The organism is Stenotrophomonas chelatiphaga, assembly GCF_032054965.1.
GTDB classification, from domain to species: domain Bacteria; phylum Pseudomonadota; class Gammaproteobacteria; order Xanthomonadales; family Xanthomonadaceae; genus Stenotrophomonas; species Stenotrophomonas chelatiphaga.
Genome location: NZ_DAMBRS010000014.1, coordinates 69,558 through 96,311, shown reverse-complemented (window position 1 = coordinate 96,311; position 26,754 = coordinate 69,558). Strand labels below are relative to the sequence as shown.

The window sequence follows — 26,754 nt, the reverse complement described above, 5'->3', positions numbered from 1 at the left end:
CGCTCAACGCCCCCGCCCAGCCCCACCGCCCGGCCCCCTGACAGGTTCCGGTGGCTGCCACCCGCGCAATGAAAATAAAAGAGCAAAGGCAGGGGTCAGAGTCCTTTCGCGTAGCGAAAGGACTCTGACCCCCTCTCTCTCTTCCCACCCTTCGAACCCCCGCCGTGTCCAAGGCCACCATGAACCTGTCGAAGGTGGGGCGGGGTGGGTTCGTGGGAACGCTCATCCGCATGGATGCGGATGGCGAGCCTACAGGGACGTACTTGCGGCGATTCCCACGAACCCACCCCGCCCCACCAACACGCAGCCCTGCAGCCGTTGCCGTTGCCGTTGCCGCAAAAAAAAAACGACCCGCTTGCGCGGGCCGTTCGAACGACTTCAAACGTGCTCGGCACTCAGTGCTGGTGGCCGCCATCGCCGTGCACGTGGCCGTGCTGGATCTCTTCTTCGCTCGCTTCGCGCACGTCGATGATCTCCACGTCGAAGTGCAGGTCCTTGCCCGCCATCGGGTGGTTCAGGTCAACGTCGACCACGCTCATGCCAACCTTCTGCACCGTCACCGCGCGCGGACCGAAGTTGGTCTGCAGCACGACCTGTGCACCCGGCACCAGCTTTTCCTTGCCGAAATGCTTCTTCGGCACGCGCTGGGTCAGGCCTTCGCGGCGCTCGCCGTAAGCATCGGCCGAAGCAACGTCCACGCCGAAGGTGGCGCCGGCTTCCTTGTCTTCCATGGCCTTTTCCAGGCCCGGGATGATGTTGCCGTGGCCCACCAGGATCGCCAGCGGCTCACGGTCCTTGGAGGACTCGATCGGCTCCTGGCCGACTTCGGACACGGTGTAGTGGAAACGGACGACGCGGTCTTTTTCGATCTTCATGCGCAACTCTGTCTGGTAACTGCCAAGGGCAGGCGGTGGGGGCGGGTTGCCGCCCGACGGGTACGCCGCCATCATGACGGCCTATCTGAGGTCGCGCATTATCCGGAGATCACGCACATGACGCCAGTTTCGACCGGACTGCGCCGTCGCGCCGCCGCCCTGATGCTGCTGATGGCGACCGCCGCCCTGGCCGCCTGCGGCGGCGGAAAGACCAGCCGCCCTGCCCCGCCACCGCCGTCTGCCAAGGTCTGGCCCAGCACCCCGCCGGCCAACCCGCAGGTCGCCAATGCGGTATTGATGCGCGCCATCGGCCTGGTCGGTACGCCCTACCTCTACGGGGGCAACACGCCGGAATCCGGCTTCGACTGCAGCGGCCTGGTCACCTATGTGTACCGCGAGATGGTCGACCTGAAGCTGCCGCGGACCTCGCGCGAACTGGCCGCCGTGCAGGGCCCGAAGATCGACCCACAGCGCTTGGCGACCGGCGACCTGGTGTTCTTCGGCAGCCGTGGCAACGTCAGCCACGTCGGAATTTATGTAGGGGAAGGCCGCTTCGTGCATGCGCCAAGTTCTGGTGGAACCGTCAGGTTGGATTCCTTGGGCGGGCACTACTGGAAGGACCACTACACAGGAGCGAAACGCGTCCTGCACTAACCTGAACAGGGCAAATGCTCCAAAACGTGATGCACATCACACTGAAACAAACGAAACTTTAACGAAATTTGTACTTGTTCCACGCGCTGGCAAGGCATGATTGCCCATCGCTTCCAACCCTGTGACCGCCGAGTGACGACCGACGAACTGATGTGTGAAGGCCAGCGCGCCGTGAATTCACCCCGCCTGACCCAGCGCATCAAGCGCGCCACCCTGCTCTCCCTTGCCCTCGTGCTCACCAGCGCGCCGGCCTGGGCACAGAATGCACCGGCCACCCCGGCCACTGCCGAAGCTGCCGTAGCCGTTGTAAAAGCCAAGACCGAAGCGGCTCCCACGCGCAGCCGCGCCGATGCCGCCGCCAGCGCCACCCTGGCCGCCCTGCTGCCGCACCTTGCAGCCAATGACAGCATTCCCCTGATGGACCGCTCGGCGATGGTCGCCGGCGACCTCAGCCGCCTGCTCGCCAACTACGACACCAGTGCATCGGGTTCGATCGTGGTCGGCGGCGCCGAAGAAAACGGCAAGATCCAGTCCGTCCTGCGCCGCGCGATGACCCTGCTGGGCACGCCGTACCGCTGGGGCGGCAACACCCCGGACAGCGGCTTCGACTGCAGCGGCCTGGTCGGCTACGTGTTCCGCACCGCCCTGGGCGTCGAGCTGCCGCGCGTTTCCCGCGACATGGCCAGCGACCGCAACAACCAGCTGATCGCCGACCGTACCGCGCTGACCGAAGGCGACCTGGTGTTCTTCGGCCGCAAGGGCCGCGTGGACCACGTCGGCATCTATGTTGGCGAAGGCCGCTTCCTGCACGCGCCGAGCACCGGCAAGGACGTCCGCGTGGACACGCTGCTGACCGGCTACTGGGGCAACAAGTTCATGCAGGCGCGCCGGGTCGAGCTGTAAGCCTCGACATACCGCGCCGCAGGTTGAAAGCCGCTGCCCTGCAGCGGCTTTTTTCATGGGCCGATCCCCGATCGAATGGCCGCTATCGGCCGCCAACCGCGTTTGCATTGGTATCCCCGGAATGGATCCGGCGGCGGTCGGGCAGCCATGTCCGGCCGGGATGGCGGCGTGGGGGCGGCACGCACGTGTTCCTGAGTCGTCTGCCGCCCCTCTACAAGGACAGGTGAGGCATGGCGGCGGTCTCGGAGATTCAGTCCCGGTGCGTGATCTGGTTTGGCCACCCACTGGCCGCCGAGCGGGCGGCATTGGCGGCGGCCGGCTGGCAGGTGCGCAGCGTGGATCCGCTCAACGCGCAGGCCGTCGGCCTGCGTGCCCGCGACCAGTTGGTCGGCATGATCGACCTGCGCCAGATTCCCGCCGCTGCGCTGGTTTCGGTGCAGGCCTGGATCCAGCAGCACGACCACCTGCCGCTGCTGGCCGCGCTGCCCGGCGGCATCGCCTCCCCCCCGCCCAGCTGGCAGCCGCTGCTGGATGCCTGCCCCCATCGTTATGTGATGCCACAGGACCTGGCCGGGCTGGTGGACCACCTGCAGCGCGACCAGCCGGATACCACCCGCGTGGCGGACAGTCCGGCGCAGCGGCTGATCGGTGACAGTCCGGCCCTGTTGGCCACCCGCGCGGCCCTGTTCAAGTTCGCTCCGGTGGACCTGCCGGTGCTGGTCACCGGCGAAACCGGCACCGGCAAGGAACTGGCCGCGCATGCGCTGCATGCGATGTCCGCGCGTGCGGCGCATCCCTTCATGGCGGTCAACTGCGGCGCCATCCCGGCCAACCTGGTCCAGTCGGAGCTGTTCGGCCATGAGCGCGGCGCCTTCACCGGTGCCGCGCAACGGCGGCTGGGACTGTTCGAAAGTGCCAACGGCGGCACCGTGTTCCTGGACGAGGTCGGCGACCTGCCGCTGGATGCGCAGACCAGCCTGCTGCGCGTGCTGCAGGAAGGCACCATCGAACGCGTCGGCAGCAGCCAGCCACTGCGGGTGGACGTGCGGGTGCTGGCCGCTACCCACGTGGACCTGGAACAGGCGGTCGCGCAGGGGCGCTTCCGCCGTGATCTGTTCTATCGCCTCAACGTGCTGCGGCTGGCCATGCCGGCGCTGCGCGAACGCAGCGGCGACGTGCTGGTGCTGGCCGAACATTTCCTGCGCCAGTTCCGTGCGCGCCACCCGGGCCGCGCGCGTGGCTTCAGCAGTTGTGCGCGCCAGGCGATGCAGCGCTTCGATTGGCCGGGCAACGTGCGCGAGCTGCTCAACCGCGTGCAGCGCGCGGCGATCGTCGCCGACGGCGAGCTGATCGAGCCGGCCGACCTGGACCTGGTCGCCACCCTGCCCGCCGCCGCCCGCGCCCTGCTGCAGGATGCGCGCGAGCAGGTGGAACGCGAGCTGCTGCTGCAGGCGCTGCGCGAACACGAGTTCAACGTGTCCGCCTGCGCACGCCACATGCAGGTATCGCGGGTCACCGTGTACCGGCTGTGCCGCAAGCACCAAGTGGAACTGCCGGCCGTGCGTTGATGCCGTGGGCGCTGTGACCCGGTAGCGCCGAGCCATGCTCGGCGGCATTTCGCGCGGTGTGGAGCAAGCTCCAAACTACAGCATGTACGGCACCTTGAATGCCAGGGTGAAGTCCGGCGCATCCGGGGTCAGGCCGATGCCGAGCAGGCTTACCAGCGTGGTCTTCTGGTTCAGTGCGTAGGTGACGCCCAGGTTGAACGTCGCCGCATTGGCATCACTGCCGATCACCTTCATCCACTGCCCGTTGCGGTAACGGGTGGACGCCCGCGCACTAAGCTTGTCACTGAAGGAAATGCTCAGGCTGGTGCGCTCGTTGAACGCGAACGCCACGCCGGCACCGAAGTAGTAGGAGCCGCCGAGCTTCACGTCACCGGGGTTGACCGTATCCGGATTGCCGTCGAGGTCGTCGAAGCTCGCTTCGAAGGAATGGATGTAGCCGGCGTTGGCGAACAGGATCGCCGGATCGGCGGTCTTGACGATCGACAGGCCCACGTTGGCCTGCCACACCCCGTTGCCGGTGGGTTGCTCCTTGGGCACGGCGAAACGGATGTAGTCATCGTCGTCGCGCTCCAGCACGGTCCAGTCCACGCCGTAGGGCTCACGCCCGGTGGGCGCGGTGACGCCTGCGGTCAGTACCGTTTCCGGTTTCCAGCCGCGTTCGCCGAACAGCCGGTAGTTGGCGCTCAGGCCGATATCGCCGATGCCATTGCCGCTGGTTTCTTCCTCCGCCACCGCCGCGGCGGATCCGCCCGCGCCCCCCTTCTGGTACACCGTCCGGCGTGCGACCCACGGCACGTCCATGTTGACGGTCAGGTTGGGACTGACACCCCAGCGCGCGGCCAGGTTGTAGGTCAGCGAATCGGATTCGACGTTCTCGATGCCGATGTTGCCGAGGAAGATCGCATCCAGGGCGAGGAAGCCGTTGAGGGTGAGCTGCTTGCGGTCGTAGCGCGCGTAGGTGAGGCTGTTTTCGATGGTGAAACGCCGCGAGAACAGCGCCTGCTGTTGCTGCTTTACATCGTCTACGCTGCGCCGCGCGGCCTGCTTGGCCTGCTGCGCTTCCGCTGCGCTGCTGGCGTAGCCGCCTTCGGCCCCGGCGGTCGCCGTCGCTGGTGCGCGCGCCGGTTCCGGTGGCAACGGGGGCCCCTGCTGCGCCACGCCGCCGGCCTTGCCGGAAAGCCGCGCCTGCATGGCCTGCACCTGCATGTCCAGCTCGCGCAGGCGACGTACTTCCTGCGCGTAGTTGGCCTTCAGCGTTTCCAGCTGGGCCATCAACGCCTGCACATCGGCCTGCTCGTTGCCGGCCGCCGTGGCCGGCTGGGCGTGCGCGTTGTCGGCGAACACGATCCAGGCCAGCGCCGCCAGCGCCAGCGGGGTGATGCGGTGATTGGTGTGCATGTCCTTCTTCCGTTGAGTGCCATCCCCCTTGCCGCGCCGCTGTTACTGGCCCGGCCCGATCCCGCGTGTCAGCGCCATCGCCTGGGCGATGTTCTGGGTCAACGGGGTATTGCTCGCCATGCTCTGCCTGACCAGTTCGATCTGCAGGCGGTTGCTGACCTGCTGTGCATTGCCGCCCAGCGCGATGGTCTGCCCGACGCTGCCGCTGCGGATCCATTGCTGCACCGCGCCGACGCCTTCCAGCTGCAGTTCCAGGCGGGCCTGGTTGTTGTCGAAGGACGCGGTGACACTGGCGCCCCCCTGCTGTGCACTTGCGCTGCGCACGCCGCTGTCGGCGACGACCGGCACCTCGCCATCGCGGATGGTCAGCGAGCTCACGTTGCGCGCACTGTTGCCATCACCGGCGACCTGCACGCTCTGCACCAGCCCGGAGACGTTGGCCAGGCCACTGCTGTCTACGCTGGCAAGGGGCGCGCTGGCGGTGTCGGTCGCCGTCTGCGGCAACGGCGCATCGGCCGCGGTGACGCTCACGGTCGGGGTGAAACTCACTTTCGGCGTACCGCCATTGCGGAAGTCCATGCCCAGCTGCAGCGCGCCTTCCATCGCCGCGCCGCTGGACGCCTGCCACTGCGATGCCATGGTCACGCCGAACCAGGCGACGTTGTTGCCGCCTACCGTGTAACGCCCACGCATCAGGTTGAGTTCGGGATCGGGGATTTCGGTCAGCCCCTTGCCGCTGCGCTTTTCCTGCGCGTGCAGGACAGTGGGCAACAGCGCGGCGAGGGCGCTGGCAATGACGATGAGGCGCATGTTCATGGTGGAACTCCTTCAGAACAGGTCGGCGTGGCTGAAGCCGAAGTCGACCAGTTCGGCATCGGTGATGGGGCCCTGGCGCGCATACAGCGCGCGTGCACTGGGCCGTTCGCTGGGTTGCAGCAGCACGGTGTTGCGATCGAAATCACTGCCGATCACGATGAAGACCGCGCGCGAAGGCCAGGCCTCCAGGAACTCGGCCAGCGGCACGCTGCGGTTGCCGAGGATCGGATCGGCCACTTCGACGAAATCGCCGCGCACCTGCTTCATGACCACGAAATGGCGGAACCCGCGTACGTCCATCAGCACCAGGCCAGGAACGCGCAGGTTGCGCAGGCGGGCTTCGTCGACGCGGTAGCCGCGCCCACGCATGCCCATCGATTCGACGTAACGCTTGATGTCCAACAGGGAAAACCCACGGTCGCGTACCAGGGTCTGGTCGGACACGTTCATCATCCCTTCGATCACCGTGGCCTCGTCGGCATCCAGGTGATAGGCGTACTTGAGGATGGTGGCCAGCGCGGCGGCGCCGCAGCTGTAGTCGGTGTGCTGGCGGACCAGGTGGCGGAAGCGCCGTTCCTGCATGCTCTCCACCCGTTGCTGCAGCAGGCCGCCATTGGGCAGCACGCCGCTGAAGGCCACGTCGCCGGCACGTACCGGCGCGACAACCGCCAGCAGCATCAGCCAGGGCAACATGAAGGTGGACCAGGAAACTCGCATTGCAACGGCTCCTTCCGAGGTAGGAGCCCCTGCCCCAAAAGGGGGAGATGGGACAGGGGCTCCCGGGGAGCCCGGTCATTGGCGGATGACCGGGTTTGTTGCGCTCAACGCAGCAAGCCTGCGAAAGCGGTCACGCCACGCGTTACTCGCCGCCGCCGCCAACCGGTGCGCCACCGCCGGTGGACGGCTGGGCCACGGCCAGGGCCAGGCTGTTGGCCTGCAGGTTGCCGGTGCCGGAGGCCACGTTCACGCCGATGTTGCCCGACGCGTTGGAGAACGCACTGCCGGACAGGCCAGCGGTGTTGGTCGCATTGACCGCCACCCAGCGCGAGGTCCGCACGGTGCCGCTCAGGCTGGCATAGAGGTCGGCCACGCCCAGTTCGACGAACTGGCTGGTGCCTTCCTCGTCCGTGTCGAAGGCGATGCCGCCCACGCCGTCACGGTACGGGTTGTCGGTAGCGTTCTGGATCTCGTTGTCCAGGTCGATGTGGCCGGTGCTGTCACCGCTGGTGTGCGGCAGTGCGCCATCCCAGCTATCGAGGTAGTAGTTGTCCTGCTGGTAGGCGTTGCCGGTCCCTTCATAGGTACCTGCACCGAAGGCCAGCGTTGCACCCGCCACGCGGCCGCGCAGGGTGACGTCGGTGGTGTCACTGAAGCGCTGCACGTAACCGGCGTTGGACACCGAATTGCCGCTGGACACCTGGTTGGACGAGATGCTCGACTGCGCGATCGCCGCGGTGGCGACCGATGCGGCCAGCGCGTTCTTCTGCGCGTTGTTGTTGCCCGAGGCCACGTTCACGCCGATGTTGCCGGCGGCGCCGGAGAACGCATTGCCACCCAGGCCGGCGGCGTTGGTGACGCCTTCGTTGAGGGTGGTGTTGCCGCCCACCGCCTGGTGGACGAACACTTCCGCATCGGCCATGCCGAAGCTGAAGGAGGCATCGGCCGCAGACAGCGAAGCGGCGTTGTCCTGTGCGTTGTTGTCACCGGCGGCGACGTTGAAGCCCAGGTTGCCCGATGCACCGGACGCCACGTCATCGGAGATCGACGCGGTGTTGTCCAGCAACTCGTTGGAGGCTTCGTTGTCACTGATCGACTGGCGATTGTCGATGACGGCGATGGCGGCGGAGTCGAGATCGATGTCGCCGGTGATTTCCGGATCACCCGAGAAATTGATGTCCGAGCTCAGGCGCAGGTCCTTTTCCAGGTTCACGTCCACGCCGTGGTTGTTCTTTTCCTTGCTCTCGTCCGCCGAGATGTTGCTGGTCTCGTTGACCGCTACATCGCGGGTGTGGTCGACGTCGGAGAAATCAACGTTGGAACGGCTGGTGTTGGTCGTGGTGCTGGAGTAACGCACGTTCGAGGTGGTGTTGGCGGTGTTGTTGGTGGTGCTGCTGTTGTTGGTCGTGTTGGTGTTGCGGGTGGTATTGCGCACCAGGTTACGGGTGTCGTTGACCGTGTCCGTATCGGTGTTGGTATTGCTGGTCACGTTGTTGCGGGTGACATTGCGGGTGTCGTTCAACGTCCAGTTTTCATTGACGTTGTGGTTGTGGTTGATGGTGGCGCTTGCGTTCTGGTCATCCGCCGCGTGTGCGGTGGCGACCACGCCTGCGATGGCCATGGCGAGTACTGTCCCTTTCACGATCGCTTTCATGGTGCCTTCTCTCTCATCAGTGGTGTAACGGGTGGGTACCACTCACGGGTTGCCGTGCACGGACATACCGAGGATGTTGGCCGTGTCATTTCCTGCGCCCGCGATTTGATTGAGTTGCAGGACACCGTCGAACCCCTGCATCGCCGACGCTGCCACGCCGACGCTGCGGGTGCCCGCGGCCAGACCGTTGCCGGCCCTGCCCTGCCCCCCTGCTGACGCGGTCACGCTCGATTCGGCCAGGGCCTCATCGTCGGACTCGCGTATTCCTTCCCGGGCCAGCGTCGCCCGCACCACGTTCATGCTGGTGTTGGCGATGCCGCTGGTCTGGTTGATGGTTGCGATGCCATTGGCGCCCTGCAGGGCCTGGCCATCGATATGTGCACTGGCGTGCAGCGGTCCGTCCAGCAGCACGCTGTTGCGCGAGGACGTGCTGCGCGCATCGACATCCACCCGCGCCTGGTTGCCCTGCGCCATGCCCACCAGGTTGGCCTGGGCGTTGAGGTCACCCGCCACCTGGTTGACCGCGATGGCACCACTGGCGCCGGTCAGCGCGCGGCCGTCGATGCGTGACTGGTTGAGGTACCCGAGCATGCCGGCGTAGTCATCGGCCCGGGCGAGCGCCGGCAGCATCAGGCCAGCGGCAGCGGCGACGAGCAGCAGCGCACGCGTCTTCATTTTCCACCTGCCGGGGCGCCCATCGGGAACTGCGCCAGGGCGCCGCGCACCGTATCGCCGATGCCACGCGTGGTGTTGCCGACCGCACCGAGCGGGCCGCTCATCGCGCCGCTGATCTGGTTCCCGGAAATGATGCCGCCGTTGGAACTTCCCAGGCGGCCCACCGCGCCACCGAGCGCATTGCTGGTGACCCGCTCCACGGTGGTGGTACCGGCGTGGGCCGGCGTGGCGGCCTGGCCCGCACCCAGCCCGGCGAAGTCATCATCGCTGAGCTCGGCCATGCCGGTCGACGTGCCCAGGGCGGCGCCCACTTCGCGCTGCGGCGACGGGTCGGCGATCAACGCCACGCCCGGCGGGGCCAGCCGGTAGGCGGTGCGGGTGTGCACATCGCGCAGCAGCACCATCTCGCCCGGCTTCTGGGTGACACCCTGGCGGGCACCGGAGGCATGTACCAGCGCGGGGCATGCGGCCAGCGCGACCACGCTGGCCACCAGGAACATTCCGCGCTTCGTACTGCTGTCCATGCCGCTCTCCCGTTACGTATGGGGAGGGAGAACGCAGCTTTCGTGCCAACTGCGCGAAGCCCTGAAACAAAGGGATTCCGGCTGGAAACAAGGGACGGGCTGGATGCCGACCGTTACACATGGGTTGAAGGCAGAGCGCGCCTGAATCCGCACAGAGGCCCGCTGCACCTGCCCGCCGCCGGGGTGTAACAGACCTGTTACAGGTCATGAGACAACCGCGTACGCCCCCGCTTCAGCTATCGCCCACGTCGGTAGTGACGGCCGCTGGCCGTCAAGCACTTGATCCTGGTGGCCGACGACCATTGCCTGGGTGGGTGACGACCGTTGGTCGTCACGCTCTAGCCCTGGAGCGGTGACGGCCAGCGGCCGTCACTACCCTGCGCACCACCTCACGCCCGCGGGGCGGGGTCCGGGTCGTCGATACCCACGTTGGTCGACGGGTTGTCGTACACGCTCTGGTCCAGCAGCCCGGTCTCCTTGGCCACCAGTACCGGCACCAGCATCTGGCCGGTGACGTTGGTCATCGTGCGCATCATGTCCAGGATGCGATCAATCGCATACAGGTACCCGATGGTCTCCAGCGGCAGCCCGGCGGCACTCAGCACCACGGTGGCCATCACCACCGCCGTGCCCGGTACACCGGCCGTACCGAAGCTGCCCAGTACCGAAGCGATCAGCACGATCAGGTACTGCTCCGGTGACATGGGCACCCCGCTGTACTGCGATATGAACACCGCGCACAGCGCCGGGTAGATCGCCCCGCACCCGTCCATCTTGATGCTGGCACCCAACGGCACCGCGAACGAACCGTAGTCCTTGTTGACGCCCAGGTTGTGGGTGATGGAACGCAACGCCACCGGCATCGCCGCGAAGCTGGACGAGCTGACGAAGGCCACCTGCATGCCCGGCGCGGCACCGCGGAAGAACTTCAGGGGATTCAGCCCGTGCGAAAGCAGCAGCGCGCTGTACACCACCACGATATGCAGCGCGCAGGCGATGTACAGCGCCAGCACGAAGTTGCCCAGCGGCAGCAGCTTCTCGAAGCCGTAGCTGCCGACCAGCCCGGCGATGAGGCCGAAGGTTCCGATGGGCGTGACTTCCAGCACGAAGCGGGTCACCTGGATCATGATCTCGCTCATCTGCCCGACCAGTTGGCGGGCCTGGCCGACCTTCTCGCCCAGCTTGACGATGGCAAAGCCCACCAGCCCGGCGAAGAAGATCACCGGCAGGATCGAACCACGTCCTGCGGCCAGCACGGTTTCGCCGGCCGCGTTGACCCGCGTGCCGATGCCGCTCAGCGCGTAGAACACGTTGGACGGCACCACGTCCAGCAGCACCTGCACCACGCTGGGCACCTCGCGCGGCACGTAGTTGTGGGCCATCGCCAGCTGCAGGCCGCCGGTACCGGGCTGCATCACAGTCCCCACCAGCAGGCCGATGCCCACCGCCAGCGCGGCGGTGATGACGAACCACAGGAAGGTGCGCCCGCTGAGCGCGGCCACCGATTTCTGCCCGTGCAGCGAAGAGATCGCATTGATGACCGCGAAGAACACCAGCGGCACCGCGATCATCTTGATCAGGGTCACGTACAGGTCGCCCAGCGGGCCGAACCAGGTTTCAGCGGCCGGGCCCATCAGCCAGCCGGCCAGGGCGCCAAGGACGAAGCCTGCGACCACGCGTTGCCAGAACGGGATGCGCAGCCAGGCAGAGACCAGCTTCATGGAAATTCCAGGGGGAGAGAACGATGTTCGCACCTTAGCCCAAGCGGGCCCGGCGTACGACCAGCCTGCGGACAAATCAGCGTGTCATCGGCATGCCTTGTCCACCCGGTCATAATGAACACCTGTTTCGTTTCGTGAGGACGCGCTGTCCATGATCCGTACCACCTCCCTGCTCGCCGCCACTGCCGCAACCCTGTTGCTGGGCGCCTGTTCCAGCACCCCGCAGGCATCCAGCCCGGCCGGCCTTTCGATCACGGTGCCCACCGTGGCCCACCCGGATGGCGAGACCCCGCAGTGGTGGTACCGCAGTGGCGCAGCCCAGGCAGCCGGCAATGGCGCCATGAACGGCAAAGCCAAAAACGTCATTCTGTTCCTCGGCGATGGCATGAGCCTGACCACGGTGGCCGCCGCGCGCATCTTCGAAGGCCAGCGCAAGGGCGCATCCGGCGAAGAGAACCTGCTGTCCTGGGAGCGCTTCCCAGCCACGGCATTCAGCAAGACCTACAACGTCGACTCGCAGACCCCCGATTCGGCCGGCACCATGACCGCGATCACCACCGGCGTGAAGACCCACATGGGCGCCATCGGGGTCAGCGCCGGCAAGCGTCCGGACTGTGCCGACAGCCTGCAGAAGGGCCTGCTGAGCTGGCTGCAGCTGGCCGATAGCGCCGGCATGGCGACCGGCATCGTCACCACCGCGCGGCTGACCCACGCCACCCCGGCGGCGACGTATGCGCATTCGCCGGAACGCAACTGGGAAAACGATACCGACCTGACCGAAGAGGCCAAGGCCGCCGGCTGCAAGGACATCGCCCACCAGCTGCTGACCACCTCGCGCTTCGGCCGCGGCCCGCAGGTCATCCTGGGCGGCGGTCGCGGCGAGTTCACCACGGTGGAAGAGCGCGATCCTGAGTACGACGACAAGGTCGGCCAGCGCTTGGATGGGCGCAGCCTGGTCACCGAATGGCAGCAGGCCAACCCGCAGGGCGCCTACGTGTGGAACGCCGACCAGCTGAAGGCAGCGGCCAACGCGCCGGCCATCTTCGGCCTGTTCGAGCCGGACCACATGCAGTACGAATACGAACGTTCGAACGATGCCGGCGGTGAGCCGAGCCTGGCCGAACTGACCCGCACCGCCATTGCCAACCTGTCCAGGGAAAAGCAGGGCTACGTGCTGATGATCGAAGGGGCGCGCATCGACCACGCCAACCACAGCGGCAACGCCTACCGGGCGCTGACCGATACCGTGGCGATGTCCGATGCAGTGCGCGTGGCCACCGAAATGACCAAGGACGATGACACCCTGATCATCGTCACCGCCGACCACTCCCACACCCTGAACTTCGTCGGCTACCCGGCCCGCGGCAACCCGATCCTGGGCAAGGTGAAGGACAAGGGCGGCGAAGACGGCCTGGGCGCGCTGGACCTGGCCCGCGACGGTGGCGGCCAGCCGTACACCACCCTGACCTACGCCAACGGTCCCGGCTTCACCGGCGCCACCAACCAGCAACCGGCCGGTCCCAAGCGCTACCCGCACAACCCGTCCAGCTTCGACCCGGCCACCGGCCGTCCGGACCTGACCGCCGTGGATACCGAACACCCGGATTACATGCAGGAAGCGCTGGTGCCGGGCAAGAGTGAATCGCACGGTGGCGAGGACGTGGGCATCTGGGCGCGCGGCCCCGGCAGCAAGGCGATCCGCGGCACGCTGGAACAGAACGCGATCTACCACATGATCGTGCAGGCCACCCCGCGCCTGCGCGAGCGCCTGTGCCAGGCCGGCACCTGCGATGGCAACGGCGTGCCGGTGGAACTGCCGGCGCCGGTCAAGTTCGAGCGCAACGCGCCGGCCGAATAAGCGCGCGGCGGGACTGGAGCAATACGAAGGCGGCGACCATACTGGTCGCCGCCTTTTTTCGTGCTGCCCATGCCCCTGTTCCCTGCCCTCGCCCGTGTCGATACCCCCCTGCTGGTCGGCTACAGCGGCGGGCTGGATTCGACCGTGCTGCTGCACTGGCTGCAGCGTTCGGCCGCGGCGGCAGGCGTTGCCGTGCGTGCCGTGCACGTGCACCACGGGCTGCAGGCCGCGGCCGATGACTGGGCGTTGCACTGCCAGCAGCAGTGCGATGCACTGGGCGTGCCGCTGTGCATCCACCGCGTCGCGGTGGATCTGGATGCGGGCTTGGGCATGGAGGCCGCCGCGCGGCAGGCCCGACGCGCCGCGTTCGCCGCCGAACTGCGCGATGACGAGACCCTGGCACTGGCCCAGCACCAGGATGACCAGGCCGAAACCTTCCTGCTGCGTGCCCTGCGCGGTTCCGGCGTGGATGGCTTGGCGGCGATGGCGGCCGATTCGGAACTTGGCGCGCATCGGCTGTGGCGGCCGCTGCTGCAGGTGCCGCGCAGCGCGCTGCTGGCCTATGCACGGCAGCATGCACTGCAGTGGATCGAAGACCCCAGCAACGCCGACGACGGCCCGGACCGCAATTTCCTGCGCCTGCACGTGCTGCCGCTGCTGCGCCAGCGCTGGCCACATGCCGGCCCGGCATTGGCCGACAGTGCCGCCCAGTGTGGCGACACGCGGCGGATGCTGGACGAAGAAGACGAAGAGCTGCTGCAGCACCTGCAGGTGGCATCGCGCGTGCTGTCGGTGGAGCTGCTGCGGCAGGTTTCGCCCCAGCGCCGTGCCCGCGTGCTGCGGCGCTGGGTGCTGGCCCACGGTGTGCCCGCGCTGCCCGCCCGGGTGGTGTCCCAGCTGGAGCACGAGCTGCTGCCTGCCGCGCCGGATCGTGATGCGCAGGTGCGCTGGCAACAGCACAGCATCCGCCAATGGCGCGGCCACTGGTACCTGCTGCCGGCCGTGCTGCCGCAGCTGCCGGCCGGCTGGCAGGCCACGTGGGATGGCCGCGCACCGCTGGCCCTGCCCGACGGCGGCCAACTGCGGTTGCAGGGCGCGGCAGCCTTCGACGCACCGATGCAGGTGACGGGCCGGCACGGCGGCGAGCGCATCCAGCTGCCCGGCCGCCATCACCAGCACGCGCTGAAGGACTGCCTGCAGCGTGAACACCTGGCGCCGTGGCGACGCCGCCAGCTGCCGCTGCTGTTCGCCGATGGCCAGCTGCAGGCCGCTGCCGACGTGGTGCTGTCCGCGCCGCTGCAGGCCTGGCTGCAGGACCACGATGCCCAGCTGCACTGGCGCCCGGGCGGTTGGTGAATTGACCCCTGCGCGCGGGCCGTCCACACTTGTCGCATGGCTAAGAAAACCCCCGAAAACGCCTCCCCGGTAGCCCAGTTCGAGCAGTCGCTCGAGTCACTGGAGCAGCTCGTAGAGCAGATGGAAACCGGAGAGCTCAGCCTGGAAGCTTCGCTCAGCGCCTACGAACGCGGCGTCGGCCTGTACCGCCAGTGCCAGCAGGCGCTGGAGCAGGCCGAGCTGCGCGTGCGCCTGCTCACCGATCCGGCCCAGCCGGACAACGCCGAGCCTTTCGACCCGCCGTCCCATGACGGTTGAAGCGACCTTCGCGCGCCTGCGTAATCGCATCGAAAGCCAGCTCGACGCCGCCCTGCCTTCCGCTGCCGAGGCCCCGCGCCGGCTGCACCAGGCCATGCGCCATTCGGTGCTGGGCGGCGGCAAGCGCATGCGTCCGCTGCTGGTCCATGCGGCCGGTGAGGTATTCGGCGCCGACCCGCACCAGTTGGATGCGCCGGCGATGGCGGTGGAATTGATCCACGCCTATTCGCTGGTCCACGACGACTTGCCCGCGATGGACGACGACGCCCTGCGCCGCGGCAAGCCGACCACCCACGTCGCCTTTGACGAAGCCACCGCCATCCTCGCAGGTGATGCTCTTCAGACCCGCGCCTTCAGCCTGCTGGCCGAAGCGGCGCTGCCAGCGGAGCTGCGTGTTGCCTGCCTGCAGTCGCTGGCACACGCCTCCGGCGCGGCCGGCATGTGCGGCGGGCAGGCGCTGGACATCGATGCCACCGGCCAGCTGCAGTCACTGGACGCGTTGACCCGCATGCACGCCCTGAAGACCGGTGCGCTGATCCGCGCTGCGGTGCGCATGGGCGCCTTGTGCGGCCACGCCCCGACCGCGGACCTTGCGCGCCTTGACCGCTTCGCCGATGCACTGGGCCTGGCGTTCCAGGTACGCGATGACATCCTGGACGTGGAAGCCAGTTCCGAACAGCTCGGCAAGACCGCCGGCAAGGACGTCGCGCAGGACAAATCCACCTTCCCCGCCCTGCTCGGCCTGGACGGCGCCAAGGCCAAGCTGGCCGAACTGAGCGCGGTGATGGACGACGCCCTGGCCGGCTACGGCGAAGAAGCCAACGCCCTGCGCGCCCTAGGCCGCCTGGCCATAGAACGCGACCACTGACCCGGGTAGTGACGGCCGCTGGCCGTCAAGCTTCGGTAGTGACGGCCGCTGGCCGTCACGCCTTCCGCCCTCACAACTTCATGTTCAACCCCACATACACCGAACGCCCCGCAGCAGGCGAAAACATCGGCTGCGCCTGCTCCCAGAAGAAGCTGTCATACCACGCATACGCGTATTCCCGGCCGGTGGCATTCTTCACCTGCAGGTCCACGCTCCACGCCGGATTGATCTGGTAGCGCGCGCTCAGGTCCAGCACCGCAAAGCCACCGAACTTGCCCGCCACGTTGCGTTCTTCCAGGTAGTAGTCACCCTGCGCACGGGCCTGCAGCCCCAACTGCAACGCATCGCTGGCCTGGTAATCCACGCCGATGTTGCTGATATGACGCGGGGTGGCGGCCACTTCGCGGCCCTGCAGCGAAATGGCCGCATCACGATCATCGCGGGTGATCTTTGCTTCCTGGTAGGCATGCGACGCCCACAGCGTCCAGTTGTCGCCCCACTGCGCGCTGATCTGCGCATCCACGCCGCGACGGCGCGTCTTGCCCAGCGTCACCGTGGTGCCCGTGGCCGGCATGTTCGACACCTCGTTGGCCGCGTCCTGCTGCCACACCGCGACGCGTGCCTGGCTGCCCACGAAGGGACTGAACTTCAGGCCCAGCTCCATGCCGGTATTGGTCGACGGACGCATCGCCGCCTGCCCTGGCGTCAGGTACGCAGGCGCGGTGGAGCCGGTCAGTACCTGGAAGGTGCGCCCCCAGTTCGCATACACGTTGGTGTCCTGTGCCAGCGCGTACACCACGCTCAGCTTCGGCTGCTCGATGGTGCCGTAGCGCTGCAACGGGCCGCTGACGCCGCCGGGCAGCCGGGTATCGCCATCGAAGCGATCCACGCGGTAGGCCGGCACGATCTTCAGCGGCGCGATCGGCTGGTAGATCGCCTGTACATAGGCACCCCAGTTGTCGAAGGTATGCCGGTCATCGTTCTGGATGCGCGCCGGCACGCTGCTGAAATCGGTCGGCTCGCTGTAGCTGAAGCGCAGGCGCTGGTAGCCGTTGTCCTGGTGTTCGTAGTTGATGCCCCCTTCCAGGGTCAGGCTGTCCTTGGCATGCCAGGTAAGCGTGGTCAGCATGCCCGTCTGCTTCTCGTCCCACACCCGGCGCTGGCGCGGCGCGTTGCCGGTGGGCAGGTCGCTGAAGGTCACCCGACGGTCGTCTTCGTAGCGGTTGTAGTACAGCTTGCTGCCCAGGAACAGGGTGTCTGCCAACTTCAGGTCCATGTGCACGCCCAGCTGCTGCATGTCGCGCACATCGCGGTCATTGAGGTTGCGGCGCTGCGCACCACGCCGCTCGCTTCGCAGCTCGTCGGCGGTCATGAAGCCGGGTTCACCGGCGATGTGGTGGTAGGCACGCGCGGTCAGCCCGATACGCATGCCCTCTTCGAGATTTCCAAGGAACCACTTGCCACCCAGCGTGTACTTTTCGGATGTGTCGTGGTCCCGGTAGCCATCGGATGCCTGGGTGCCGACGAAGTAATTCTGCGCGAATCCATCGCGCTCGCGGCCGACCGCCAGCTGCGCATCGCGTGTGTTGTAACTGCCATAGCCGAGCCGGGCATCGGTGTAATTGCCCCCTTGCCGCGTACCGAAGTTCACGTTGCCACCGATGTTGTGCAGGCCGTAACGCGGATCGTTGGTGCCGCGGACCACCTCGATGAAGCTGATTTCCAGCGGAAACAACATGTCGATGAAGCGCTGGTTGCCGCTGTTGACGTTGCTGGGCACGCCGTCGATCAGGGTCTTGATCGCATTGAGGTAGCCCTCGCCGTTGAAGGCGCGGAAGCTCACCTTGCCCGATTCCGCACCCTGCCGGGTTTCGGTGAGCTGGATGCCGGGCATCTGCCCTAGCAGCTCCCAGCTGTGCGACACGTTCTTGTCCTCGATCTGGTCCGCACCCAGCACGTCCACCGAGGTCAGCACCTGGTGCGCGGTGAGCTGGCCGTCGGTGTGCTGGTGCACATCCACCTTGCCCAGGGTCAGGGCGGAGCTGGAGGACTGCGCGCGCGACTCCGGCGCGAACAGGATGGCCGCCGTGGCAGCGACCAGAGCTTGGATCTTCATGGGGTGGAAACGCCTGATGCGGAAGGGAACAACGTCGTGAATCGCATAATGTTACAGAATAACATTACACTTCGCCTAGCCCCCGCACCGGGTGATGTACGGCCCACCGCCGCGCCTTACCATCGCAGGCTCGCCGTTTCGTACAGAGAGCATCCGCATGGCCCACGTCCACGTCACATCCACCGGCAGCAACTTCGCCCATCGCATCAGCAGCGGCCAGCACACGCTGCTGGCCGATGAGCCCGCGGCACTGGGCGGCCAGGACCAGGGCATGGCCCCGTTCGACCTGTACCTGGCCGCGTTGGCCGCGTGCACCGCCATCACCCTGCGCATGTATGCCGAAAAGAAGGGCTGGGAGCTGGGTGAGTTCAATGCGGAGCTGTCCTCCACGCGCGACGCGGCAGGCAAGCTGCTGGTGCATCGCAGGCTGAGCGCTTCAGCCAGCGTGAGCGACGCCCAGTGGGCGCGCCTGCTGGACGTGGTGGAGCGCACTCCGGTCACCCTGGTGATGCGCGAAGGCGCCACCATCACCAGCGAACGTGCCTGATCGGCCCCACGCGTGGCTTACCCGGCGTAGGCTACCCAACCCCTGAAACTGAAGGCGGCGTAGAACAGGTCTACCGTGCCGAAGCCAGCCTCGTGCAGCAGCGCCACGTCCTGCTCCGGTGACAGCGCGGGCAGCAGCCGGGCCATGCTGTCCACGGTATGCGCCACGTCCAGCGCGATCCCCGACGAGGCCGAGAACGCGGCAAAGCGCTGCAGCCAGCGACGCTTCTGCGCGTCATCCTGCGCGTAGCTGTGATGTGCCACCACCAGCGGCGCGCCCGGTTTCAGCCGGCGCCGCACTTGCTTCAGCGTGTGCAGCCGCTGTTCGGCCGGCAGGAAATGCAGGGTCAGGAGGCAGGCTGCGCCGTCGAACAATTCCTCGGGCACGTCGTCGATGTAGCCTTCGGTCAATGCCACGCGTGACGCCAACGGCCCCAGCCTCTGGCGTGCCATGTCCAGCATCGGTGCAGACGGATCGATGCCGCGGAAATGCCAGCCGGCCTGTGCCTCGGCGAAGGCTCGCAACTCCATCCCACCGCCCGCGCCGAGCACCAGCACGTGGCCGTCTGCCGGAACGCGTTCTTCCAGCAGCAGCCGCGCCATGCGCTGCATGTCCAGCAGGCCCGGCACCTTCTGCACTGCACCTTCTGCGTAGCCTGCAATGGCGTGGGGATCGGAAAACATGCGCGCCTGCCTCATCGATTTGACCTGAGGCGCCAAAGGTAACATCATTAGTTACATGAAACGCGACAGCCGACTTTCCGCCGTCCTGCATGCCCTGCTGCACATGGCCGAGCAACCCGGACCGATGACCTCCGACGCCTTGGCGATCTGCCTGGGCACCCATCCGGTGGTGGTACGCCGCACCATGGGCCTGCTGCGCGAAGCCGGACTGGTCGCCGCCGTGCGCGGCCATGCCGGCGGCTGGCGCATCAAGGCGGACCTGAGCAAGGTCAGCCTGCGCCAACTGCATGAGGCGCTGGGCGAGCCGGCATTGTTCGCCATCGGCAACCGCCACGAAAACCCCGAGTGTCTGGTCGAGCAGGCCGTCAACGCCGCCCTGGACGACGCCTTCGAGCAGGCAGAAGCGCTGCTGCTGGAGCGCTTTGCCGCCGTGTCACTGGCCGATCTCGCCGCCGACTTCAAACGCCGTCACGCCCACCATCTGCGGAGCAAGCATCCATGAGCACTCATGACGTCATCATCGTCGGCGGCAGCTACGCCGGCATGGCCGCGGCCCTGCAGCTGGTACGTGCAAGGCGGCGCGTGCTGATCATCGACGCGGGGAAGCGACGCAACCAGGCGGCCGCCGATTCGCACGGCTTCCTCAGCCAGGACGGCGCCGACCCGGCCGAGATCGCGCGCACCGCACGCCAGCAACTGCAGGCCTACCCCACCCTGACCTGGGTGGAAGACGTAGCCCTGGATGCATCGGGGACGCGCGATGCCTTCAGCGTGGCCACCGCAGCATCCGGCACCTTCAGCGCCCGTCGCCTGCTGCTGGCCACCGGAGTATCGGACGAACTTCCCTCCATCGATGGCATCGGCGAGCGCTGGGGAAAGAGCGTTTTCCACTGCCCCTATTGCCATGGCTACGAGCTGGATCAGGGCGAGATCGGGGTGATTGCCGCGGTGCCGATGTCGATCCACCAGGCGCAGTTGCTGCCCGAATGGGGCAACGTTACGTTCCTGCTCAACGAGGCCATTGAACTGGATGCGGCGGCGCGCGAAGAACTTGTTGCGCGTGGAGTACGCATCGAAGCAACGCCCATCGCACGTATCGAAGGACATGCCGATGTGGTGCTGGCGGATGGGCGACGGCTGTCGTTTGCCGGGCTGTTCACCGCCTCCCTCAATGCGCCGTCCACGCCGATCGCGCAGACCCTGGGCTGTGCGCTGATGGAGACCCCGCTGGGTACCCAGCTGCAGACCAGTGAGGTCAAGGAGACCAGCGTTGAAGGTGTGTTCGCCTGCGGCGACGTTGCGCGCATGCCGCACTCGGTTTCACTGGCCGTGGCGGATGGCGCGTGGGCGGGGGCGCAGATCCATCGGACGCTGGTGTGGGCTACGGCAGGGTGATGTTTGGGCCGGCTCCAGCGCAAAGCCGACCCCGACGTTTTTGATTAGAGCCCATCCTCTCGCTGCGCGTGCAGTAAAACTACATCCCGCAGTACGCATCATCGGATTTCAGTCCCAACGAAGCTCATTCCCAGAACAGACTTGAAAGTACATCCCGGTTACGTACCGGCATTTCAGGGCCCATGACCGTTTGAGGCCAACAGCATGTATACACCGCCAATAAGAAGGAAAAGTGGATATCCCACTGACGCTATTCTCAGCAACCATCTCTCGAATGTAGGCAGGCCCGCTCCCGAGTCGGTAAAGCCAAGAAGGAACATGCCTTTGAGGCATCCAATCCACCAGTCGATTCTGACTATACCTACCCGAGCCATCAACTCCGGCCTTTCTTTCTGCAACTTGCGGAGGTATCTATGAGTGAGGAAAACAACTACCCAAAGCAGAGTGAGAAAAACGCCAGCAACAGCCTTGGCGAGACCAGCTGATTCAAACATCCGTTACTCCTTCAATAACGTGTCATCAAACATGAGCGGTCGATGATGCCAGCCAGGCGGCTGGTAGCCGTATCGAAGTAGTAGGAAACTCCCTCCGTGGTCTTGACCCGGTACCCTTCACCCGCCAGTCCAGGCTTCATCGGAATGCAGTCGATGGCATCGCGCTGTGCTGTCGTCCATTTACGGGCCACGCCATCATTGGGGCGCGGCGTGTCCGCGTTCAGTCCCAGCATGGCGCGATCGCCTTCGCCGGGGACGTGGATCTGATTACCCTGCCAGATCTCCGTCAACTGGAACAATGGTGGGTAGGAGGGCACCATGTGCCCACTGCAGCGGTTCTCACCCCAGCCGCTGGCCGGGAAGGTCCCCGTGATGCTGGGCACATCGACTTCCCAGCCGCCTACGCCGTCAAGATTGGCGTTGTAGTTGGTGCCACCGATCAGATCCAACTCGACGCTGAAGCGTCGACGCATCTGCACCGGCAAGGAATTGTTACCCGGCAGGGTGATGTCAGTGACGGCGAACTCCGTCTTGCCGTTGTACAGGCTGACGTTGTCGCCCATAAGGTCATCTTTCAGTGCAGTGAGGTTCTGCGCCGATTCGATGTGCTTGCGGTACTCCTGATACGGCTCGATGGCAGCGGCCTGATTCGCGCATAAGCCTGCCATGAGGGCGACGCCAATGCGGCCGCCCCAGCTCAGTTTAGTAGTCAACCCCAGTCTCCCTTTCACTACACATCCGCGTACCCGGCAACGATGGCGGACGACGCTTCCATGCGCTGTTTTCAGGAGACAGATTGTAAGGGATGAGAGCGCCCCGGAGCACGGGGTAAGGCGTCAGTGTCGGCGAACGCCGTTCCGTCGCAGCGGGTCCAGAAACCAAGCAGTACGTGGAAGCGAACTTCACAGTTTTTCTCATGGACGATCCTGCCACCCGCGTCGGACGATGACCATGCTGAAGCCAAAGAGCGACAGCCGGGATTGCCATCCTGTGTGTAAGGATCTTTTAGCTCTGTTTTGCCCTTTGGGCACGGCGGAGAATGCACTGCATCGCGTGCCGATTCATGGCGGGCGGTGTGTGGGGATCCTTGATCCGCCGGCTTTTGATCCTTACACCGGTATGGCAACCCGCATCGCCTGCCACCTCGCGCTTCGGCGCAGGTGGCCTCAAGCCTTGTGAGGTCTACCAATGGATACCAAGCACCCGCTCAGCGCCAAGCGCCTGCATGCCCTGATGGGCGACAGGATCCACGACATCCCGCCCTACTTCGTGGAACAGCTGGAACGAAAGCTGCAAGAGATGGAGCAGCAGCGTGCGCAGCCTTCCCGCGTGGTGCGACTGAGGCCGGTCAAGGCAGTCAACGATCAACGAGCAGCATCAAACCACGACGGTGCTGCCAGCCTGCCCCATGTCGAGAGTGTCGCGATCCCCGTCACCACGCTACGGGCGCTGGCCTACACCTTCGATATCCTGCACACCGCGCATCTGTTCCGACAGGACCACATCAGTGTCGGCATGGTCTCCGAACAGATGGTGGAAGGCCTGATCATCTCCGGGCAGGAGATGTTGAAGGGCTACGTCGCCGCAACATGGGCCGACGCATGAGCAGCACCGAGGACGGACGCGCTGACCGCCGCGGCAGGAATCCACGTGCCGCGGAAATGGCAGACTATCTGGATGCGCGACTGCAGATGTTCGACGGCGACGAGCCCGGCATTGCAAGGGCCCTGTTACTGCTCGCCGAACTGCACGGCATCGATCGCGTCGCGGCAGCGTGCGGGCTCAACATTGAAACCATGCGTCGGCAGCTGAACGGCACGCGGCCACTGCACTTCGACACGGTCATGGGCGTAGTGGGTGCGCTGGGGATTGGGTTGCGGGTGGCCCCTGCCGGGACCTGAGCTCCGAGCCGATGCTTTGACGAATCAGCCGGTCATGAAGGCCGTCAAGACGAAGGCAGCCAAGGTGAGTCCAAGCAGGACTCGTATGACCAGCATTTCGCGTCGCACCTGCGTCAGTGCCTGGGGCGGTGCCTTGCGCTCCAGCCCCAGCACGACGGCCAGATACGTGGACTGTCCACGCAAGCCGAACGTCTCCGGACAGTCCAGACTTCTCCACAGCTCTGGATAGCGCGAAGGAAACCGCCGTGCGAACCGGAAGAAAAGGATCAAGTAAATGATCACCGACGCAAAACCTACTGCAAAAACAATCTCAAGCATCATCAGGTCCAATACCGGTAGCCTAAAAAAAAGACGAGGAAGACGGTGCCTGCTGCCGCGATCAACAGAAGCTGGGTACCAGCATCCATGGGTACGTTACTTGATCTACCCGGTCTACCGGCAAGCGCGCAATCACCCGAGGGAGCACGGTACGCCATCATTTCGGGCACGGAAGCGGATCTTCCTTTGTAAGCTGCCACCCGCTCGTAAGCCTGCTGAAACGCCAGCCCGGTTCGAGTTCCAGCGTCCAACCGGGACCCGTCCACGAAGCGTTGCAGCCCTGTATCGCACCGCCGCCCACGCTGATCTGTGACCAGTCCGGCGACAGCAGTCCGCCTGAGTCGGCCGTCAGTTCGCCCCACTCGTCGCGCACCGTGACCGGGGTGTATACGGTACCCACGCTGTCCAGCGGGAACAGGCTGCGCGGATCGAAGGACAGCGCGGGTTGCTTCAACGGAAAGTGGACGGCATCTTCTCCCAGCAGATGCACGCGAAGCGCTGCGCTGCGCCGCTCCCGTTCTTCGGCGCGCGCTCTTTCCTCGGCGCGCACCTGATCCATGCCATAGCGCTGGCCGACACGCGCGACGTCGATATTCGCCGGGCTGCTCCTGATGCGATCCGCCAGCAGTGCGGGCAGACTCGTCCCTACCGACAGTGCGCTACGCCAGCCCGGCGACCAGCGATCGAGCAGCATTCCATAGGCCGGACCGGTCGCATACGCCGCAGAGCGGACAAAGCTTTCCGAGCTCTCTGCCTTGGCCAACGCGTCTACGACCGCAGCCACGCCATCGCCCTGAGCTCCCGCGGCCGCGACGCTGCGGCCGGTGTACTCGGCCAGCCCCTCGTTGCGTTCCAGCTTGGCCTCTTCGGCCAAGGCATCCGTGCCAGGTGCCCCGGCGCCGCCTCGAAGCGCTCGAAACCTCAACGCGGCGGCGAGGTGCTTCCGCGCCTGCGCGTCATCCCCGTTCGCGAGTGCGCGCGCCAGCGCACGCATTTCCAGCCTCAGCCAGGTACGGCCTGTTTCGCTGTCCAGGTGAGCCGTATTGCCCTCCGAAGCGGGCAGGCCGAGGCCCGTTTGGATGCAGTGCCATTGCTCATGCCAGTACAGCGCAGCCAGTGCGCTGCTGTCCGTTGGCAGTGGCAGGAGCAGCGTCACGTGCGGCGCTCCTGCAACATCGACGCACGTATTGGCCGGCGGCTGATCTTTCCGAAGCATCACCGCCAAGGCAGCACCCGTCGCGGGATCGCTGCGCCAACTCATCCCCGTTGACCGATCGCGGAGGATGGTGGGAGCATCCAGCTGGCGCCCCCATAAATCGTGGGCGGCCCGCTCCTGGACGGGCGACTCCGCTATCACCGCGATCCGTTGCAAGGCCTCCTCGACGCCTGCCGGCGGCGCTTCGGCAATGGCCTGCTGTGGCAGCACGCAGATGGCAGCAAGACCTGCGGCGAGCCGCAGCGTGGCGGTCAATCGGCGCCCGGCACCTGCCGCGGACCATCGCGCAACGGAATTCCTTTCCATGCCTTCCTCACATTTCCCTGGGAGGGTGATTGCTGCTCACGGATGCATCTGCAACGGCGACCGGCAGATCTTATGACGATGACGAGCCGGCAACAACGTGCTGCCCGCCCACGCGATACTGTGCCCCGGACGCCACACCCTGCTGGGTCGAAACGAGGAGCCGCCGCTTGAGATCCGCCCTGCGATATATCGCCGCCCTGCTCGCGGCTGCCGGCGCGACCGGCGTTATTGCCAGCCTCATCCAGACCCAGCTCGTCCTGCAGGAACTGCGCGGCTTTCGCATTCCGGTGACGCCTGCTGTGCGGGCCTGGACCACGCTGGAAGACGTCGCGATGTTCGGCCCGGTCATGGCCGGCATCGCGGTGGCCGCATTGCTGCCCACGGTGCTGATTTGCCATCGGATCCTGCGCGTCGCGCCCTCAGGCTGGCGCAGCGGGGTCTTCGCTGCAGCATCGGTGTGCGGGCTCTGGGTGGCGTTCTGGCTGATGCGCTCGGTGATTCCCATGCCCGCGATACCGGGCACCCGGGAATGGCTGGGTCATCTGCTGATGTCCTTGGCGGGTGGTGTCGGTGGCCTTGTGTATGCCAGCCTCAGCGCACCGGATCGCGGGGAACTTCGGCCACCCGCGCACAGACGAACGCGGCGCGATGCCACGATGGTGGCGATGCTGTTGATCTTCCCCTTGGCGCTGTTCCTTCTGATGGCGCCGCGCGCGGGCGACAAACCCGCCGCCGTGGATCCCACGAGCTACGCGATCCACACCGTTGCAACCGGCCTCAACCGCCCGTGGTCGGCCGCGTTCCTGCCTGATGGTCGCGTGCTGGTGACCGAGATGGGCGGTCGCCTGTTGGCGATCGGCCCGGATGGGGCCTCCTCGGAGATCTCGCTCGACGGGCTGCGGCCGATCTTCCAGCAGGGCGGCACCACCGGTCTGATGGATATCGCACTGGATCCAAGGTTCGCCCAGAACGGCTGGATGTATCTGACCATGGGCTACGGCGAGGCGTCCGCAAATGGAGTGCGGCTGTTGCGGGTCCGGCTCGCGGGCGATCGGATCGAGGACGTCCGCGTACTGTTCAACTCCACGCCGAAGGCAAGCGCGGGCAACAACGGCGGGCGCATCGCCTTTCTGCCGGATGACAGCCTGGTGCTGTCGCTGGGAGACGGCAGCCGTCGCCGCGAGGAGGCGCAGAATCCCGCCAACGCTCTGGGCACCGTGATCCGGATTGATCGCGAAGGTCGGCCGCCTGCGGATAACCCCTTCGTCGGGCGGGCCGGGATGGCACCGGAGATCTACAGCCTGGGCCATCGCAATCCACAGGGCATCGCCGTGGACCCGGCAAACGGCGATCTGTTGCTGACCGAGCACGGTCCGCGCGGGGGAGATGAGATCAACCTCATCGTGCCGGGCGGCAATTACGGTTGGCCCATCGTCACTGGCGGCATCGATTATCCGTTCGCGCGCGTGTCGCCGTTCCGCAGCTTGCCGGGGTATCAGGATGCACTTCTCGAATGGACGCCTTCGATCGCGCCAGCGGGCTTGGCGATATATAACGGCGCGCTGTTCCCGCAGTGGCGTGGCGATCTGCTGGTGCCTGCGCTGAAGGAACGCGCGGTGCGGCGTGTGATCCGCGATGGACGGCGGATCGTCGGTCAACAACTGCTGCTTGCCGAATTGAACGAACGGATACGGGATGTAAAGGTTGCACCGGATGGGTCGGTGTACGTGCTCACCGACGGCACAGATGCCAAGCTGCTGCGGCTCACGCCCTCCGCCCGACCCGGCGTAGCGCCGCCCGATGCACATCGGTAGCGCCGACCCATGGTCGGCGAGCGCAGCGGGCTGCAGCCACACGGAGTCCGCCGAGCACGGCTCGGCGCTACCGGGCTCAC

At 66.1% G+C, this 26,754-nt stretch carries 27 protein-coding genes; 13 read left to right on the top strand and 14 right to left on the bottom strand.

The window, feature by feature from the left end; all coding sequences use genetic code 11:
* Positions 1-395 precede the first annotated feature (395 nt).
* Positions 396-875, bottom strand: coding sequence for an FKBP-type peptidyl-prolyl cis-trans isomerase (locus RTX79_RS15645; protein ID WP_057687559.1), 480 nt, complete (start codon positions 873-875; stop codon positions 396-398).
* A 117-nt stretch (positions 876-992) separates the two neighbouring features.
* Here RTX79_RS15645 and RTX79_RS15640 point away from each other — a divergent pair, with 117 nt between their 5' ends.
* From RTX79_RS15640 to RTX79_RS15630, 3 genes are all read left to right on the top strand, one after another.
* Positions 993-1,529, top strand: coding sequence for a C40 family peptidase (locus RTX79_RS15640; RefSeq protein ID WP_057687558.1), 537 nt, complete (start codon positions 993-995; stop codon positions 1,527-1,529).
* Positions 1,530-1,661: 132 nt separating this feature from the next.
* Positions 1,662-2,432 (top strand): C40 family peptidase, encoded by a 771-nt coding sequence (locus tag RTX79_RS15635; protein WP_312684687.1) that lies wholly within the window; start codon positions 1,662-1,664, stop codon positions 2,430-2,432.
* A 230-nt stretch (positions 2,433-2,662) separates the two neighbouring features.
* Positions 2,663-4,000 carry a sigma-54 interaction domain-containing protein gene (locus RTX79_RS15630; RefSeq protein WP_312684686.1) on the top strand — a complete coding sequence of 446 codons (1,338 nt, stop codon included), beginning with the start codon at positions 2,663-2,665 and terminating at the stop codon, positions 3,998-4,000.
* 75 nt (positions 4,001-4,075) lie between these two features.
* Here the strand turns inward: RTX79_RS15630 and RTX79_RS15625 are convergent, their stop codons facing one another.
* The 7 genes from RTX79_RS15625 to RTX79_RS15595 form a co-directional block, all read right to left on the bottom strand.
* Complete coding sequence (locus RTX79_RS15625; protein ID WP_123699637.1) at positions 4,076-5,398, bottom strand: hypothetical protein; 1,323 nt, start codon at positions 5,396-5,398, stop codon at positions 4,076-4,078.
* Positions 5,399-5,440: 42 nt separating this feature from the next.
* Entirely contained in the window at positions 5,441-6,214 is a 774-nt protein-coding gene (locus RTX79_RS15620; protein ID WP_312684685.1) for a hypothetical protein, read from the bottom strand.
* Between the two features lie 12 nt (positions 6,215-6,226).
* Positions 6,227-6,907: a C39 family peptidase gene (locus RTX79_RS15615; protein WP_259171505.1), complete on the bottom strand. Its 681-nt coding sequence runs from the start codon at positions 6,905-6,907 to the stop codon at positions 6,227-6,229.
* Between the two features lie 166 nt (positions 6,908-7,073).
* Positions 7,074-8,585 (bottom strand): adhesin, encoded by a 1,512-nt coding sequence (locus RTX79_RS15610; protein WP_312684684.1) that lies wholly within the window; start codon positions 8,583-8,585, stop codon positions 7,074-7,076.
* 42 nt (positions 8,586-8,627) lie between these two features.
* The gene (locus tag RTX79_RS15605; protein ID WP_312684682.1) at positions 8,628-9,260 is read right to left on the bottom strand and encodes a hypothetical protein; all 633 of its coding nucleotides are present in this window, start codon (positions 9,258-9,260) and stop codon (positions 8,628-8,630) included.
* On the bottom strand, positions 9,257-9,784 hold the full coding sequence (locus RTX79_RS15600; protein WP_428696019.1) for a hypothetical protein: 528 nt from the start codon (positions 9,782-9,784) through the stop codon (positions 9,257-9,259). Before RTX79_RS15600 ends, RTX79_RS15605 begins: the two co-directional genes overlap by 4 nt.
* 389 nt (positions 9,785-10,173) lie before the next feature.
* Positions 10,174-11,505 carry a dicarboxylate/amino acid:cation symporter gene (locus RTX79_RS15595; protein ID WP_057508795.1) on the bottom strand — a complete coding sequence of 444 codons (1,332 nt, stop codon included), beginning with the start codon at positions 11,503-11,505 and terminating at the stop codon, positions 10,174-10,176.
* Positions 11,506-11,656: 151 nt separating this feature from the next.
* Between RTX79_RS15595 and RTX79_RS15590 the strand changes: the two genes are divergently transcribed.
* The 4 genes from RTX79_RS15590 to RTX79_RS15575 all read left to right on the top strand — a co-directional run bounded on the left by RTX79_RS15590 (position 11,657) and on the right by RTX79_RS15575 (position 15,884).
* Positions 11,657-13,363: an alkaline phosphatase gene (locus RTX79_RS15590; protein ID WP_312684680.1), complete on the top strand. Its 1,707-nt coding sequence runs from the start codon at positions 11,657-11,659 to the stop codon at positions 13,361-13,363.
* A 69-nt stretch (positions 13,364-13,432) separates the two neighbouring features.
* Entirely contained in the window at positions 13,433-14,719 is a 1,287-nt protein-coding gene (tilS, locus tag RTX79_RS15585; RefSeq protein ID WP_312684679.1) for a tRNA lysidine(34) synthetase TilS, read from the top strand.
* Positions 14,720-14,755: 36 nt separating this feature from the next.
* Positions 14,756-15,016 (top strand): exodeoxyribonuclease VII small subunit, encoded by a 261-nt coding sequence (locus tag RTX79_RS15580; RefSeq protein WP_057508793.1) that lies wholly within the window; start codon positions 14,756-14,758, stop codon positions 15,014-15,016.
* Positions 15,006-15,884 carry a polyprenyl synthetase family protein gene (locus RTX79_RS15575; protein ID WP_312684677.1) on the top strand — a complete coding sequence of 293 codons (879 nt, stop codon included), beginning with the start codon at positions 15,006-15,008 and terminating at the stop codon, positions 15,882-15,884. The genes RTX79_RS15580 and RTX79_RS15575 overlap by 11 nt, the downstream gene beginning before the upstream one ends.
* A gap of 70 nt (positions 15,885-15,954) precedes the next feature.
* Here RTX79_RS15575 and RTX79_RS15570 read toward each other — a convergent pair whose 3' ends face one another.
* Positions 15,955-18,000 carry a TonB-dependent receptor gene (locus RTX79_RS15570; RefSeq protein ID WP_312684676.1) on the bottom strand — a complete coding sequence of 682 codons (2,046 nt, stop codon included), beginning with the start codon at positions 17,998-18,000 and terminating at the stop codon, positions 15,955-15,957.
* 157 nt (positions 18,001-18,157) lie between these two features.
* Between RTX79_RS15570 and RTX79_RS15565 the strand changes: the two genes are divergently transcribed.
* Positions 18,158-18,547: an OsmC family protein gene (locus RTX79_RS15565; RefSeq protein ID WP_057508788.1), complete on the top strand. Its 390-nt coding sequence runs from the start codon at positions 18,158-18,160 to the stop codon at positions 18,545-18,547.
* Positions 18,548-18,564: 17 nt separating this feature from the next.
* Here RTX79_RS15565 and RTX79_RS15560 read toward each other — a convergent pair whose 3' ends face one another.
* The gene (locus RTX79_RS15560) at positions 18,565-19,230 is read right to left on the bottom strand and encodes a class I SAM-dependent methyltransferase (RefSeq protein ID WP_312684674.1); all 666 of its coding nucleotides are present in this window, start codon (positions 19,228-19,230) and stop codon (positions 18,565-18,567) included.
* 55 nt (positions 19,231-19,285) lie between these two features.
* Between RTX79_RS15560 and RTX79_RS15555 the strand changes: the two genes are divergently transcribed.
* Positions 19,286-19,732 (top strand): Rrf2 family transcriptional regulator, encoded by a 447-nt coding sequence (locus RTX79_RS15555; protein ID WP_057508787.1) that lies wholly within the window; start codon positions 19,286-19,288, stop codon positions 19,730-19,732.
* Positions 19,729-20,625, top strand: a complete 897-nt coding sequence (locus tag RTX79_RS15550; protein ID WP_312684672.1) for an NAD(P)/FAD-dependent oxidoreductase — start codon at positions 19,729-19,731, stop codon at positions 20,623-20,625. The genes RTX79_RS15555 and RTX79_RS15550 overlap by 4 nt, the downstream gene beginning before the upstream one ends.
* 173 nt (positions 20,626-20,798) lie before the next feature.
* Here the strand turns inward: RTX79_RS15550 and RTX79_RS15545 are convergent, their stop codons facing one another.
* Both RTX79_RS15545 and RTX79_RS15540 read right to left on the bottom strand, forming a co-directional pair.
* Positions 20,799-21,119 (bottom strand): hypothetical protein, encoded by a 321-nt coding sequence (locus tag RTX79_RS15545; RefSeq protein WP_312684671.1) that lies wholly within the window; start codon positions 21,117-21,119, stop codon positions 20,799-20,801.
* Positions 21,120-21,130: 11 nt separating this feature from the next.
* Complete coding sequence (locus RTX79_RS15540; protein WP_312684669.1) at positions 21,131-21,832, bottom strand: hypothetical protein; 702 nt, start codon at positions 21,830-21,832, stop codon at positions 21,131-21,133.
* 475 nt (positions 21,833-22,307) lie between these two features.
* Between RTX79_RS15540 and RTX79_RS15535 the strand changes: the two genes are divergently transcribed.
* Positions 22,308-22,724 (top strand): hypothetical protein, encoded by a 417-nt coding sequence (locus tag RTX79_RS15535; RefSeq protein ID WP_312684668.1) that lies wholly within the window; start codon positions 22,308-22,310, stop codon positions 22,722-22,724.
* Positions 22,721-23,020 (top strand): hypothetical protein, encoded by a 300-nt coding sequence (locus RTX79_RS15530; RefSeq protein ID WP_312684667.1) that lies wholly within the window; start codon positions 22,721-22,723, stop codon positions 23,018-23,020. The genes RTX79_RS15535 and RTX79_RS15530 overlap by 4 nt, the downstream gene beginning before the upstream one ends.
* Positions 23,021-23,044: 24 nt before the next feature.
* Here the strand turns inward: RTX79_RS15530 and RTX79_RS15525 are convergent, their stop codons facing one another.
* Both RTX79_RS15525 and RTX79_RS15520 read right to left on the bottom strand, forming a co-directional pair.
* Positions 23,045-23,341, bottom strand: coding sequence for a hypothetical protein (locus RTX79_RS15525; protein ID WP_312684666.1), 297 nt, complete (start codon positions 23,339-23,341; stop codon positions 23,045-23,047).
* Positions 23,342-23,495: 154 nt separating this feature from the next.
* Entirely contained in the window at positions 23,496-24,809 is a 1,314-nt protein-coding gene (locus RTX79_RS15520; protein ID WP_312684664.1) for a hypothetical protein, read from the bottom strand.
* Positions 24,810-25,027: 218 nt separating this feature from the next.
* Between RTX79_RS15520 and RTX79_RS15515 the strand changes: the two genes are divergently transcribed.
* A complete protein-coding gene (locus RTX79_RS15515) occupies positions 25,028-26,674 on the top strand; it encodes a PQQ-dependent sugar dehydrogenase (protein WP_312684663.1) in 1,647 nt (548 codons plus the stop codon).
* Positions 26,675-26,754 lie beyond the last annotated feature (80 nt).